Source organism: Streptomyces sp. WG7 (assembly GCF_049975785.1).
Classification (GTDB): domain Bacteria; phylum Actinomycetota; class Actinomycetes; order Streptomycetales; family Streptomycetaceae; genus Streptomyces.
Genome location: NZ_JBNGGE010000046.1, coordinates 33,589 through 46,544, shown reverse-complemented (window position 1 = coordinate 46,544; position 12,956 = coordinate 33,589). Strand labels below are relative to the sequence as shown.

Sequence of the window (12,956 nt, the reverse complement as noted above, 5' to 3'; positions counted from 1 at the left end):
CTGAGATCCTTCTCCTCATGAGCACACCACCAGACGGACTGCCTGTCTACCGAGTTCTGACCGGCCCGGACGACGCCGCGTTCTGCCGACGTGTGAGCGAAGCGATCGCTCTTGGCTACGAACTGCACGAAGGCCCCGCCGTCACTTTCAACGGTGAGAACGTCATCATCGCTCAGGCCCTGGTCTGGCCGACGCTGTCGTAGGGAGTACGTGGTGCCCATGACGGGCGGCTCAGGAACACCTCGTCGGCGAATCACCCTCGGTTAATATGCTCGCTCCATGCCAGAGGCCGGTAGCTTTCCTGGGTTGAGGATTCGGGAGGTTGGTCATGGATTGCAAGGCTGAAGGCGTGGACGGGCTGGGGAAATGCTGAGAAAAGTCACCGCGACCCGCTACGTCGAGCCCTTGCGCACCGGCGGTTCCGTCCCCGGCGTCGTCGAGGCCGACGACCTGGGCACGTACGTCGTGAAGTTCACCGGCTCCGCGCAGGGCCGCAAGGCGCTGGTCGCCGAGGTGATCGTCGGGGAGCTCGCGCGTGAGCTGGGGCTTCGGGTGCCTGAGTTGGTCCTGGCCCACTTCGACCCGGCGATCGCCGCCGGTGAACCGCACCAGGAGGTGCGGGACCTGCTGGACGCCAGCGCGGGACTCAACCTCGGTATGGACTACCTGTCTCGCGGCGCCGACTTCACGCCCGACGTCGCGGACATGTTCCCCGTCGGCTCCGAGGAGGCCGGGCGCGTCGTCTGGCTGGACGCCCTCACCGTGAACGTCGACCGGACGGTGCACAGCTCCAACCTGATGGTCTGGCCCACCTCCGGCGTCGCGGTGCCGCGCCTGTGGCTGATCGACCACGGGGCGGCCCTCGTCTTCCACCACCGCTGGGGTGCCTCCCCGCCCGAGAAGGCGTACGACTTCCGCCACCACGCCCTCGGCCACTCCGCGCCCGACGTCCGGGCCGCCGACGCCGAGCTGGCGCCGAAGGTGACCCGGGAGCTGCTGTGCGACGTGGTGGCGCGGGTGCCGGAGGCCTGGCTGACCTGCGAGGCCGGCTTCGACACGCCGGACGCGGTCCGGGCCGCCTACGTCGGCTATCTGCACGCGCGCGTGCGGGCCTCGCGGGAGTGGCTGCCCACCGACTTCCCGACCCGTGAGGAACTCGCCGCCGAGAACGCCGCCCGGGCGGCACGTACCGAGCGCGGCCGTCCCGACTGGCTCAAGCGGGTCCCCGACCTGCACGGCAAGCCGCCCGCCGAGCAGGACTGGTCCGTGCACCTGGGCTGACGCGCGTCCGCGCCCCCGGTGCCGTGCGGTACCGGGGGCGCGGACGTACGCGGGGCCGAGCCGGGCGTCAGCCCTTCAGCTGCTCGTACGCCGGCAGGGTCAGGAAGTCGGCGTAGTCCGCGTCGAGGGAGACGGTCAGGAGCAGGTCGTGGGCCTGCTGCCAGTTGCCGGCCGCGAAGGCCTCGTCGCCGATCTCGGCGCGGATGTTCGCCAGCTCCTCGGCGGCGACCTTGCGGGCCAGCTCGGCGGTGACCTGCTCGCCGTTGTCGAGGACGACCTCGGCGTTGATCCACTGCCAGATCTGCGAGCGGGAGATCTCGGCGGTGGCCGCGTCCTCCATCAGGTTGAAGATGGCGACCGCGCCGAGGCCGCGCAGCCAGGCCTCGATGTAGCGGATGCCGACCTGGACGGCGTTGACCAGACCCGCGTACGTCGGCTTGGCGTCCAGGGAGTCGATCGCGATCAGGTCGGCCGCCTTGACGTCGACGTCCTCGCGGAGGCGGTCCTTCTGGTTCGGCTTGTCGCCGAGGACCTTGTCGAAGGACTCCATGGCGATCGGGACCAGGTCGGGGTGGGCGACCCAGGAGCCGTCGAAGCCGTCGCCGGCCTCGCGGTCCTTGTCGGCGCGGACCTTCTCGAAGGCGACCTTGTTGACCTCGGCGTCCCGGCGGGACGGGATGAACGCCGCCATGCCGCCGATCGCGTGCGCGCCGCGCTTGTGGCAGGTGCGGACGAGGAGTTCGGTGTACGCCCGCATGAACGGGGCGGTCATCGTCACCGCGTTGCGGTCCGGCAGGACGAACTTGGCGCCGCCGTCACGGAAGTTCTTGACGATGGAGAACAGGTAGTCCCAGCGGCCCGCGTTCAGCCCGGAGGCGTGGTCGCGCAGTTCGTAGAGGATCTCCTCCATCTCGTACGCGGCCGTGATCGTCTCGATCAGGACGGTGGCGCGGACGGTGCCCTGCGGGATGCCGAGGTGGTCCTGCGCGAAGACGAAGACCTCGTTCCAGAGGCGGGCCTCCAGGTGCGACTCCGTCTTCGGGAGGTAGAAGTACGGGCCCTTGCCGAGGTCCAGCAGGCGCTGGGCGTTGTGGAAGAAGTACAGGCCGAAGTCGACCAGGGCGCCGGGGACCGGCCGGCCGTCGACCTGGAGGTGGCGCTCGTCGAGGTGCCAGCCGCGCGGGCGCATGACGACCGTCGCCAGTTCGGCGTCCGGGCGCAGGGCGTAGGACTTGCCGGTGCGCTCGTCCGTGAAGTCGATGGTGCGGGTGTAGGCGGAAGCCAGGTTGAGCTGGCCGAGGACGACGTTCTCCCAGGTCGGGGCGGAGGCGTCCTCGAAGTCCGCGAGCCAGACCTTCGCGCCCGAGTTGAGGGCGTTGATGGTCATCTTGCGGTCGGTGGGGCCGGTGATCTCGACCCGGCGGTCCTGGAGCGCGTCCGGAGCGGGGGCCACCTTCCAGGAGTCGTCCGCGCGGATCGCGGCCGTCTCCGGGAGGAAGTCGAGCGTGGAGGTGCGGGCGATCTCGGCGCGGCGCTCCGCACGGCGGGCGAGGAGTTCGTCACGCCGGGGCGTGAACCGCCGGTGCAGCTCGGCCACGAAGGCGAGCGCCGCATCGGTGAGGACCTCCTCCTGCCGGGGCAGGGGCTCGGCGTCGACGATGGCCAGCGGGGACGGCGCTGGTGCGGACATGAGCTGTCACTTCCTTCAGCGGTGGCACCGGGTGCCAACGGGCGCGTATGGGGCGAAGCGCACCCGTTGTGCGGCCGGGTGCTTCTGGTCAGTGGATAGTAGTTTCCTCATCGTGGAACTTCAATGGTTTGTTGATATCGAGATTCTCCGGGTCGAGGGACAGTGGCGCTCGGTGCCATCTCCCTCACTCAAGGTGGACCAGGTCGGCCTCGGTGTCGATGTCGTAGGGCCGCGCCACGTCCCCGCACTCCACGAGCGCGATCTCCGCCTCGTGCGCCCTCAGGTAGGCGCGTGCCCCCCGGTCCCCGCTCGCGGTCGCGGCGACACCCGCCCAGTGGGCGGCGCCGAGGAGGACGGGATGCCCGCGCACGCCCGCGTACGCCGCCGAGACGAGTGACGTCCCGTCCCGGTACCCGGCACGCACCCTCGCCATCGCCTCCGCGCCGATGCCGGGCTGGTCCACCAGTGAGACCAGCGCCGCCCCCGCCCCCGTACCCGCCAGCGAGGCGAGCCCGGCGCGCAGCGACGACCCCATGCCGTCCTCCCAGCCCGGGTTGTCCACGAGAACGCACCCTTCGAGCGTCGCCCGCGCCCGTACGTCCTCCGCCCGTGCCCCCAGGACGACGTGCACATGGGCGCAACCGGCCGCGCGCAACGCGGCGACCGCGTGTTCGACGAGCGGATGTCCCCGGTGTTCGAGCAGCGCCTTGGGGCGTCCGCCGAGCCGCCGCCCGCCCCCGGCGGCCAGCAGCAGCCCCGCTACCTGGTCTTCGGTGTCCGTCATGCGTCCTGCATACCCGACCGCCCGCCGGACGCTCAGGCGTGCGCGGGGTTTCCGGAGGCTGAATTTCGGCCCGCGCGGTGGCGCGTGCGGTGCGGGGTGGCGTTTACTGGCCCGCGTCCCCGGCGTCGGCCGGCGCCACGGGGGCGTTCCGCATGTTCATCGCGGAGGGGCGCACAACGGGGTGCGAGGGGGAGGGGCTGTGTTGCGGAGCTTGGGGCAGAGACACGTGACCGTCGGCGACGAGGACGTGAGGGTGACCGCACTGCGGACCGCTGTGTCCCGGTTGCGCCGCCAACTCGCCCTGCTGCCCACCGACTTCCCGGACCGGGCCGTCGCCGAGGACGAACTGGCCGGCCTCGCCGCGATGACGGACCACGGTGTCCCCGAGGTGCCGCGGCTGCACCGCTCCCTGCTGCTGATAGCGGGCGCGATCGGCTCCGTCAGCGCCCTGTCGCCGGGGCTGACGGACGTCCGTCACGCGGTGGAACTCTTCGGCACCCCGCCGCGCCGGTGAGGCGTTGTCGCGCTGTCGCGCCGGTGAGGCGTTGTCGCGTTGTCGCGCTGAGGCACTGACAGGCTGACGGCGCGGGTCGGCGCGGGTCGGCGCGTGACGCCCGCAGCCCCCGGCCCCAGGGGGGCCGGGGGCGGTCCGTTCGCGGTGCGTGTCAGGAGGCCGGGGTGCCGTTCGAGGCGAGCAGGGTCTCCGACAGTTCCGCCGCCACCTGCTGGAGCAGCGGCACCATCCGGTCGGTCGCGGCCTCCGTGACCCGGCCGGCCGGACCGGAGATCGAGATGGCGGCCGCGGTGGGGGAGTCCGGCACGGAGACGGCCAGGCAGCGGACGCCGATCTCCTGCTCGTTGTCGTCGATCGCGTACCCCTGGCGCCGCACCTCCTCCAGCGCCGCGATGAAGCCGTCCGGCGTGGTGATCGTCTTCTCGGTCGCGGCCGGCATGCCGGTCCGCCCCAGCAGGGCCCGTACCTCCTCCGCCGGGAAGTTCGCGAGCAGTGCCTTGCCGACGCCCGTGGAGTGCGGCAGGACGCGCCGGCCCACCTCGGTGAACATGCGCATCGAGTGCTTGGACGGCACCTGCGCGACGTACACGATCTCGTCCCCGTCGAGCAGCGCCATGTTCGCCGTCTCGCCGGTCTCCTCGACCAGGCGGGCCAGGTGCGGGCGGGCCCAGGTGCCGAGCAGCCGGGAGGCGGACTCCCCGAGCCGGATCAGACGGGGGCCGAGAGCGTAGCGCCGGTTGGGCTGCTGGCGTACGTATCCGCAGGCCACGAGGGTGCGCATCAGGCGGTGGATGGTCGGCAGCGGCAGTCCGCTGCTCGCGGAGAGCTCGCTCAGGCCGACCTCGCCGCCCGCGTCCGCCATCCGTTCGAGCAGGTCGAAGGCGCGCTCCAGGGACTGGACGCCACCTGTGGCGGACCTGGCGGAGTCGGTGGTGCTGGCGCTGGACGTCGGCACGGCACGTTCCTTTCGGGGCTGGCGGGAGGAAAGAAGCGTACCCGGCGGCCGGTTGACTACCGGCTTGTACATAGCTACGTTCTGCTTGCTGGAATCCTAATTCCGCTTTGTGGAAACGTCTAGAGGGTGCCGTCGGGCATGTCCGCGCAAAGGGCGCCTCTTGACGTCGTGGAACGGGGAATGAAGACTCCTTCAACAGAACGTTGAAATCGGCGGCAGAGAGAGGGGTTCGGGTGTCCGAGGCTGAACTGGTACTGCGCTCGACGCGCGTCATCACTCCCGAGGGGACACGCGCCGCGTCGATCGCGGTGACCGGGGGGAAGATCGCGGCCGTTCTGCCGTACGACGCCCCCGTACCGGCCGGCGCCCGCCTGGAGGACGTCGGCGACCACGTCGTCCTGCCCGGCCTGGTCGACACCCACGTGCACGTGAACGACCCCGGCCGCACCGAGTGGGAGGGCTTCTGGACCGCCACCCGCGCCGCGGCGGCCGGCGGCATCACCACCCTCGTCGACATGCCGCTCAACTCCATCCCGCCGACCACCACGGTCGACAACCTGCGCACCAAGCGCGAGGTCGCCGCCGACAAGGCGCACATCGACGTCGGCTTCTGGGGCGGCGCGCTGCCCGACAACGTCAAGGACCTGCGCCCGCTGCACGAGGCCGGGGTCTTCGGCTTCAAGGCATTCCTGTCGCCGTCGGGCGTGGACGAGTTCCCGCACCTCGATCAGGAGCAGCTCGCCCGGTCGCTCGCGGAGATCGCCGCCTTCGACGGCCTGCTGATCGTGCACGCCGAGGACCCGCACCACCTGGCCGCCGCCCCGCAGCAGGGCGGCCCGAAGTACGCGCACTTCCTCGCCAGCCGCCCGCGCGACGCCGAGGACACCGCGATCGCGGGCCTCCTCGCGCAGGCCAAGCGGTTCAACGCCCGCGTGCACGTCCTGCACCTCTCCTCCAGCGACGCCCTGCCGCTGATAGCCGAGGCCCGCGCCGACGGCGTGAAGGTGACGGTCGAGACCTGCCCGCACTACCTCACCCTCACCGCCGAGGAAGTGCCGGACGGCGCCAGCGAGTTCAAGTGCTGCCCGCCCATCCGGGAGGCCGCCAACCAGGACCTGCTGTGGCAGGCGCTCGTCGACGGCACCATCGACTGCGTGGTCACCGACCACTCGCCGTCCACCGCCGACCTGAAGACCGACGACTTCGCCACCGCCTGGGGCGGCATCGCCGGCCTCCAGCTCAGCCTGCCGGCCATGTGGACCGCGGCCCGCGAGCGCGGCCTCGGCCTGGAGGACATCGTGCGCTGGATGTCCGCGAACACGGCCCGCCAGGTCGGCCTCGACGGGCACAAGGGCGCCATCGCGGCCGGCCACGACGCCGACTTCGCGGTCCTCGCCCCCGACGAGACGTTCACCGTCGACCCGGCCGCCCTCCAGCACCGCAACCGCGTCACCGCGTATGCGGGCAAGACCCTGTACGGCGTCGTGAAGTCCACCTGGCTGCGCGGACAGCGCGTCGTGGCGGACGGCGCGTTCACCGAGCCGAAGGGACAGCTCCTCACCCGGACCTGACGCGTCCGGACCTCCTGAATCCAGATCACCTCGAACGACCCCGAAAGGAACACCTGATCACCGTGACGGCCCAGCAGAACACCTCGTTGGCCAGCTTCACCGGAGACGCGAACCCCTACGGAGGCGGCGACCCGTACGCGGACTACCGCACCGCCGACCTCCCCTTCACCCAGTACGCCAACCTTGCCGACCGGCAGCTCGGCGCGGGTGTCGTCGCCGCCAACGACGAGTTCTTCGCCCAGCGCGAGAACCTGCTGGTGCCCGGTCCCGCCGAGTTCGACCCCGAGCACTTCGGGCACAAGGGCAAGGTCATGGACGGCTGGGAGACCCGCCGGCGCCGCGGCGTCTCGGCCGACCAGCCCTGGCCCACCGAGGACGACCACGACTGGGCGCTGATCCGCCTCGGCGCCCCCGGCGTGATCCGCGGCATCGTCGTCGACACCGCCCACTTCCGCGGCAACTACCCGCAGGCGGTCTCCGTCGAGGGCACCTCGGTCGCGGGTTCCCCGTCGCCCGAGGAACTGCTCGCCGACGACGTGAAGTGGACGACCCTCGTCCCGCGCACGGCGGTCGGCGGCCACGCGGCCAACGGCTTCGCCGTCCCGGCCGAGCAGCGCTTCACCCACCTCCGCCTCAAGCAGCACCCCGACGGGGGCATCGCCCGCCTGCGCGTGTACGGCGAGGTCGTCCCGGACCCGGCGTGGCTCGCGGCCCTCGGCACCTTCGACGTCGTCGCCCTGGAGAACGGCGGCCAGGTCGAGGACGCCTCCAACCTCTTCTACTCGCCGGCGACCAACACCATCCAGCCGGGCCGCTCCCGCAAGATGGACGACGGCTGGGAGACCCGCCGCCGCCGCGACCAGGGCCACGACTGGATCAGCTACCGCCTGGTGGACCGCGTACAGATCCGCGCGATCGAGATCGACACGGCGTACCTGAAGGGCAACTCGGCGGGCTGGGCGTCGGTGTCCGTACGGGACGGCGAGGACGGCGAGTGGCGCGAGGTCCTCCCGCGCACCCGGATGCAGCCCGACACCAACCACCGCTTCGTCCTGCCCGAGGCGGCCGTCGGTACCCACGCGCGCGTGGACATCTTCCCCGACGGCGGCATCTCCCGCCTGCGCCTGTTCGGCTCCCTGACGGAGGACGGCACCAGCCACCTGGCCGCCCGTCACCAGGAGCTCGGCGGCTGACCCGCCGCTCACCGACCCGCGGGGCGCACCGGCCGGACAGCACCGGTGCGCCCCGCGCGCATGCCGCCCGTCGACGCGGGACCGCTGCCTGACGAGGCCTACCCGGTCCCTTGGGCGTACCCGGGCCCCTCGGGCGTACCCCGGCCCCTCGGGCGTACCGCTCATTCGGGCGTACTCCGCCCGCTCGGGCGTACCCCGTCCGCTCGGGCGTACCGCTTACCCAGGCGTACCGCCTATGCCGCGTGTCCGCCGTCCACCGCGAACTCCGCGCCCGTGACGTACGAGGCGCCCGCCAGGTACGCCACCGTCGACGCGACCTCGTCCGCGGTGCCGAAGCGGCCCAGCGCGGTCATGGCCGCCTGCGCGTCCGCGTAGGGACCGCCCGCCGGGTTCATGTCGGTGTCGATCGGCCCCGGGTGGACGATGTTCGCCGTGATCCCCCGCGGACCGAGCTCCCTGGCCAGGGCCTTGGTCAGCCCGATCAGCGCCGACTTGCTCATCGCGTACAGCGTCCCGCCCGGGCCCGGCACCCGCTGCGTCATGCAGGTGCCGACGGTGATGATCCGGCCGCCCTCGGTCATGCGGGACGCCGCCGCCTGCGAGGTGAGGAAGACCCCGCGGACGTTCACGGCCAGCAGCCGGTCGACATCGGCGAGCGACAGACCGTCGAGGGGGCCGAGCAGGCCCAGGCCGACGTTGTTGACCAGCACGTCGAGGCCGCCGCCGAGCGCCCGTGCCGCACGCTCCACCGCCCCCGCCGCCTCCTCCGCGTCGGCGGAGTCCGCCCGCAGGGCCACCGCCCGGCGCCCCAGGGCCTCGACGGCCCGTACGACATCCTCGGCCGCGTCCTTGCCGTTGACGTAGGTGAGGGCCACGTCAGCGCCCTCCCGCGCCAGTCGCAACGCGGTCGCCGCACCGATACCGCGGCTGCCGCCCGTCACCAGGGCCGTCCGGCCGGTCAGGAGGGCGGCCGAAGAGTGAGTGAGTGAGTTCGTGTTCATGGGTCCATCCCAGCGGGCCCACCCCGCACACGCTGGCGGCGAACGGACGTCGACCTGACCGATGAGTCGCCGGCGCCGGCGGAGTCTGAACCCATGACGACACGACTCACGGCACCGGAAAGCAGGCACCCGTCATGGGCAAGCTCGTACTCACCACCTTCCTCACCCTCGACGGCGTCTACCAGGCCCCCGGCGGACCACAGGAGGACACCCGCGACGGCTTCGGCCAGGGCGGCTGGAGCGTCCCGTACGGCGACGAGGACTTCGGCCGGTTCGTCAACGAGGTGTTCGGCCGCGTCGGCGCGTTCCTCCTCGGCCGTCGCACGTACGAGATCTTCGCCTCCTACTGGCCGAAGATCACCGACCCGGCCGACCCCGTCGCGGCCAAGCTGAACGGTCTGCCGAAGTACGTCGCCTCCACCACCCTCACCGACCCGGGCTGGGCGGGCACGACCGTGCTCGGCGGCGACCTCGCCAAGGAGGTCACCGCGGTGAAGGAGCGCACCGACGGGGAGCTCCAGGTGCACGGCAGCGGAGCCCTCGCGGGATCACTGCTGGCGCTCGACCTCGTCGACACCGTCCACCTGCTGGCCTTCCCCGTGGTGCTCGGCGCCGGGCGCCGCCTCTTCGCGGAGGGCGCCCGGCCGACGGCCTTCCGGCACACCGGCGGGCGCGTGACGGCGGCGGGCGTCTCCATCCAGTCGTACGACCTGGCAGGACGCCCCGAGTACGGGACGTACGAGCTGCCGGAGAGCGCGTGACCGCACCCGGGCCGCACCCGCCGCCGCCCGGGCGGACGGACCCCGGGCGGCGGCGGGTGAACTCGCCGAAAACACATACGACTTCCCGGGAAACTCCACGACCTTGTCATTGACATGCCACTATCTACGCGCGTCATCATGAGGTCATGCGATTCCCCCCACGCGCCGCTCGGCTCGGCGCAGCAGCCGCAGTCCTGTCCGCCCTTTTCGTGGGCGGCACCGTCTCCGCCCCCACGGCGGGTGCCGCCCCCACGGCGGGTGCCGCCACCATGGCGGTCGGCGACATCTGCTACAGCGACCTGCCCTCCCAGGCGCACGACACGCTCGACCTGATCGAGCAGGGCGGCCCCTACCCGTTCGAACAGGACGGGACCGTCTTCCAGAACCGGGAGGGCATCCTGCCCAGCCGGTCCACCGGCTACTACCACGAGTACACGGTGATCACGCCCGGCTCCGACACGCGTGGCGCCCGCCGCATCGTCACCGGTGAGGAGTACCAGGAGGACTACTACACGGCCGACCACTACTCCTCGTTCGACCTCGTCGACCACGGCTGCTGAGGGCCGCGGCACCGGAGGCGGTACCCCGGCTCCTCACCCGGGTTTCCGGCTCTCGGCGGCGGCGAACAGCGCGAGGGCCAGCACCACGAGGGCCACACTCGCGTAGATCTCGTAGCCGTCCAGGAAGCCGACCCGGTGCACGAGCCCCCAGTCCCAGTCGGTGAACTCGTGCACCAGGCCCGCGACGCCCTGCACCAGGGTGAAGAAGCCGATGATTCCCAGTAGTTCCTTCATGCCCCCGACTCTCGCCCCGCGGACCCCCCACGCGCATCGGCCGCGGGGCGAGCCCACGTCCGACCGAAGTCCCCGTTCCCCGTCGTTCCGCGCGCCGAAGGTATGCGGTTCCGCGACTTCGGTCGGCGATCCCGTACGCACGGCGGTCACGGCGGCCGGCGCTGCGTAGATTCGTCGACTGTGAACAATGAAGGGCCGGCGCGGATCACCCCGGCGTTCCCCGAGCGTCGCTGGCTGCTGCCCTCGGCGCTGATCGCACAGCTCGACCCGGGTCCGGACGACGAAGACCACGAACCGTCCGGACCGCGATCCCGGCGATTCCGGCGATCGCAGCGGTCCAGGCGGTCCCGGCGGACCGCGCGCGACTGGGCCGTCGACTTCAGCTGCTTCCTGATCGCCGTCGTGATCGGCATCCTCAGCGCGGACGCGCTGGAGAACGAGCCGCACCTCCCGCACTCCATGGAGGTCGCCGACCAGGTGATCGGCGCCCTCTCCTGCGCCGCCGTCTGGCTCAGGCGCCGGTGGCCGGTCGCACTCGCCGTGGCCATGGTGCCCATCGGTTTCCTGTCGGTCACGTCGAGCGGCACCGCTCTCGTCTCCCTCTTCACCGTGGCCGTGCACCGGCCCTTCCGGTACGTGGCCTGGGTGGCGGGCGCGCACATCGTGCTCCAGCCCGTCTTCTACTGGGTGCGCCCCGACCCCGAGCTGCCCTACCTCGGGGTCGTCTTCTTCGGCATCCTGCTCGCCGTCGCGGTGGCGGGCTGGGGCATGCTCGCCCGCTCCAAGCGGCAGCTCATGCTCAGCCTGCGCGACCGGGCCCGGCGCGCCGAGACGGAGGCCCGGCTCCGTGCCGAGCAGGCGCAGCGGCTGGCCCGGGAGGCCATCGCCCGCGAGATGCACGACGTCCTCGCGCACCGGCTGACGCTGCTGAGCGTGCACGCGGGCGCTCTGGAGTTCCGGCCGGACGCGTCCCGCGAGGACGTGGCGCGGGCGGCCGGTGTCATCCGCGAGAGCGCGCACGACGCCCTCCAGGACCTGCGGGAGATCATCGGCGTCCTGCGCGCCGCCGAGCCCGACGACGCGGGCCGTCCCCAGCCGACGCTCGCGGCGCTCGACGCCCTGGTCGCCGAGTCCCGCGAGGCCGGCATGGAGGTCGCCCTCGCGGGACGCGTCACCGACCCCGCCGCCGTGCCCGCGTCCGTCGGCCGCACCGCCTACCGCATCGCCCAGGAGGCCTTGACCAACGCGCGCAAGCACGCCCCCGGCACCGCGGTCACCGTCTCCGTCACCGGGGCCCCGGGCGACGGTCTCGCCCTGTCCGTGCGCAACTCCCCGCCCGCGGGCGAGGTGCCCGACGTGCCCGGCTCGGGTCAGGGCCTGATCGGGCTGACCGAGCGCGCCACGCTCGCGGGCGGCACCCTGGACCACGGCCCCACACCCGACGGCGGCTTCGAAGTGCGGGCCCGGCTGCCGTGGGCGTGAGCCGGGTGACCCGCGCCGGCGTCGGACGGCCCGCGCCGGGGCCCCGCGTCGGGTGACCCGCGCCGGCATCGGACGCACCGCGTCGGGCGTCCCGCGCCGGGGCCCCGTGCCGGGTGACCGTCCGGCGCCGGGCCGCAGTCGCCGCAGGGACCAAGTCGGCCCCGCCGGGCCGCAGTCGCCGCAGGGACCAAGTCGGCCACCGGCAGCCGTGATTACGTAGGGGCCATGACTGCCATCAGACTGCTCCTCGTCGATGACGACCCGCTGGTACGGGCCGGGCTGTCGTTCATGCTGGGCGGCGCCGACGACGTCGAGATCGTCGGCGAGGCCGCCGACGGCGACGAGGTCGAGGCGCTCGTCGACCGCACCCGCCCGGACGTCGTCCTCATGGACATCCGGATGCCGGTGGTGGACGGCCTGACGGCCACCGAGCGGCTGCGGGGCCGCCCGGACGCCCCGCAGGTCGTCGTGCTCACCACCTTCCACGCGGACGAGCAGGTGCTGCGGGCCCTGCGCGCCGGTGCCGCGGGGTTCGTCCTCAAGGACACCCCGCCCCCCGAGATCCTCGACGCGGTGCGCAGGGTCGCGGCCGGCGACCCCGTCCTGTCGCCCGCCGTGACCCGGCGGCTGATGGAACACGCGGCAGGCTCCGCCGCCGACACCAGACGCACGCGCGCGCGTACGCGCATCGCCGCCCTCAACGACCGCGAGCGTGAAGTCGCCGTCGCCGTCGGCCGGGGCATGGCCAACGCAGCCATCGCGGCGGAACTCTTCATGAGCGTCGCCACCGTCAAGACGCACGTCTCCCGCATCCTGGCCAAGCTCGACCTCAACAACCGGGTGCAGATCGCACTGTTGGCGTACGACGCGGGACTCCTGGAGGAGTACGAGGAACAGGAGGAGGACGGGCACTAGCCGGCGGTCACCGAT

Annotated in this window: 14 protein-coding genes; 9 read left to right on the top strand and 5 right to left on the bottom strand. The window is 72.3% G+C overall.

What is annotated here, in order from left to right:
* The first annotated feature begins 17 nt into the window (after positions 1-17).
* Both ACP4J0_RS31420 and ACP4J0_RS31415 read left to right on the top strand, forming a co-directional pair.
* Positions 18-203, top strand: coding sequence for a DUF1737 domain-containing protein (locus tag ACP4J0_RS31420; RefSeq protein ID WP_426602112.1), 186 nt, complete (start codon positions 18-20; stop codon positions 201-203).
* Positions 204-366: 163 nt separating this feature from the next.
* Complete coding sequence (locus tag ACP4J0_RS31415) at positions 367-1,281, top strand: HipA family kinase (RefSeq protein ID WP_426602111.1); 915 nt, start codon at positions 367-369, stop codon at positions 1,279-1,281.
* Positions 1,282-1,348: 67 nt separating this feature from the next.
* Here ACP4J0_RS31415 and aceB read toward each other — a convergent pair whose 3' ends face one another.
* Positions 1,349-2,971 (bottom strand): malate synthase A, encoded by a 1,623-nt coding sequence (gene aceB, locus ACP4J0_RS31410; RefSeq protein WP_426602110.1) that lies wholly within the window; start codon positions 2,969-2,971, stop codon positions 1,349-1,351.
* 184 nt (positions 2,972-3,155) lie between these two features.
* Complete coding sequence (locus ACP4J0_RS31405; RefSeq protein WP_426602109.1) at positions 3,156-3,755, bottom strand: nucleotidyltransferase family protein; 600 nt, start codon at positions 3,753-3,755, stop codon at positions 3,156-3,158.
* Between the two features lie 199 nt (positions 3,756-3,954).
* Between ACP4J0_RS31405 and ACP4J0_RS31400 the strand changes: the two genes are divergently transcribed.
* Positions 3,955-4,269, top strand: coding sequence for a DUF5955 family protein (locus ACP4J0_RS31400; protein ID WP_426602108.1), 315 nt, complete (start codon positions 3,955-3,957; stop codon positions 4,267-4,269).
* 151 nt (positions 4,270-4,420) lie between these two features.
* Here the strand turns inward: ACP4J0_RS31400 and allR are convergent, their stop codons facing one another.
* Positions 4,421-5,224: an allantoin degradation transcriptional regulator AllR gene (gene allR, locus ACP4J0_RS31395; protein ID WP_426602107.1), complete on the bottom strand. Its 804-nt coding sequence runs from the start codon at positions 5,222-5,224 to the stop codon at positions 4,421-4,423.
* A gap of 233 nt (positions 5,225-5,457) precedes the next feature.
* Between allR and allB the strand changes: the two genes are divergently transcribed.
* Both allB and alc read left to right on the top strand, forming a co-directional pair.
* Positions 5,458-6,795 (top strand): allantoinase AllB, encoded by a 1,338-nt coding sequence (allB, locus tag ACP4J0_RS31390; protein ID WP_426602106.1) that lies wholly within the window; start codon positions 5,458-5,460, stop codon positions 6,793-6,795.
* A gap of 62 nt (positions 6,796-6,857) precedes the next feature.
* Positions 6,858-7,988: an allantoicase gene (alc, locus tag ACP4J0_RS31385; protein WP_426602105.1), complete on the top strand. Its 1,131-nt coding sequence runs from the start codon at positions 6,858-6,860 to the stop codon at positions 7,986-7,988.
* Between the two features lie 233 nt (positions 7,989-8,221).
* Here alc and ACP4J0_RS31380 read toward each other — a convergent pair whose 3' ends face one another.
* A complete protein-coding gene (locus tag ACP4J0_RS31380; RefSeq protein WP_426602104.1) occupies positions 8,222-8,989 on the bottom strand; it encodes an SDR family oxidoreductase in 768 nt (255 codons plus the stop codon).
* Positions 8,990-9,123: 134 nt separating this feature from the next.
* Between ACP4J0_RS31380 and ACP4J0_RS31375 the strand changes: the two genes are divergently transcribed.
* Positions 9,124-9,750, top strand: a complete 627-nt coding sequence (locus tag ACP4J0_RS31375) for a dihydrofolate reductase family protein (protein ID WP_426602103.1) — start codon at positions 9,124-9,126, stop codon at positions 9,748-9,750.
* A 146-nt stretch (positions 9,751-9,896) separates the two neighbouring features.
* A complete protein-coding gene (locus ACP4J0_RS31370) occupies positions 9,897-10,310 on the top strand; it encodes a ribonuclease domain-containing protein (RefSeq protein WP_426602102.1) in 414 nt (137 codons plus the stop codon).
* Positions 10,311-10,343: 33 nt separating this feature from the next.
* Here the strand turns inward: ACP4J0_RS31370 and ACP4J0_RS31365 are convergent, their stop codons facing one another.
* Complete coding sequence (locus ACP4J0_RS31365) at positions 10,344-10,544, bottom strand: hypothetical protein (RefSeq protein ID WP_426602101.1); 201 nt, start codon at positions 10,542-10,544, stop codon at positions 10,344-10,346.
* Positions 10,545-10,724: 180 nt separating this feature from the next.
* On the opposite strand from ACP4J0_RS31365, the gene ACP4J0_RS31360 reads away from it, so the two are divergent.
* Complete coding sequence (locus tag ACP4J0_RS31360; protein ID WP_426602100.1) at positions 10,725-12,026, top strand: sensor histidine kinase; 1,302 nt, start codon at positions 10,725-10,727, stop codon at positions 12,024-12,026.
* Positions 12,027-12,251: 225 nt separating this feature from the next.
* Positions 12,252-12,941 carry a response regulator transcription factor gene (locus ACP4J0_RS31355; RefSeq protein WP_426602099.1) on the top strand — a complete coding sequence of 230 codons (690 nt, stop codon included), beginning with the start codon at positions 12,252-12,254 and terminating at the stop codon, positions 12,939-12,941.
* Positions 12,942-12,956: the final 15 nt, after the last annotated feature.

Bases quoted from the DNA above. Each gene is read 5' to 3' on its own strand.
- ACP4J0_RS31420 (WP_426602112.1), top strand. From the start codon at position 18: ATGAGCACACCACCAGACGGACTGCCTGTCTACCGAGTTCTGACCGGC.
- ACP4J0_RS31365 (WP_426602101.1), bottom strand. From the start codon at position 10,544: ATGAAGGAACTACTGGGAATCATCGGCTTCTTCACCCTGGTGCAGGGC.
- aceB (WP_426602110.1), bottom strand. From the start codon at position 2,971: ATGTCCGCACCAGCGCCGTCCCCGCTGGCCATCGTCGACGCCGAGCCC.
- ACP4J0_RS31415 (WP_426602111.1), top strand. From the start codon at position 367: ATGCTGAGAAAAGTCACCGCGACCCGCTACGTCGAGCCCTTGCGCACC.
- ACP4J0_RS31405 (WP_426602109.1), bottom strand. From the start codon at position 3,755: ATGACGGACACCGAAGACCAGGTAGCGGGGCTGCTGCTGGCCGCCGGG.
- ACP4J0_RS31355 (WP_426602099.1), top strand. From the start codon at position 12,252: ATGACTGCCATCAGACTGCTCCTCGTCGATGACGACCCGCTGGTACGG.
- ACP4J0_RS31370 (WP_426602102.1), top strand. From the start codon at position 9,897: ATGCGATTCCCCCCACGCGCCGCTCGGCTCGGCGCAGCAGCCGCAGTC.
- ACP4J0_RS31380 (WP_426602104.1), bottom strand. From the start codon at position 8,989: ATGAACACGAACTCACTCACTCACTCTTCGGCCGCCCTCCTGACCGGC.
- ACP4J0_RS31375 (WP_426602103.1), top strand. From the start codon at position 9,124: ATGGGCAAGCTCGTACTCACCACCTTCCTCACCCTCGACGGCGTCTAC.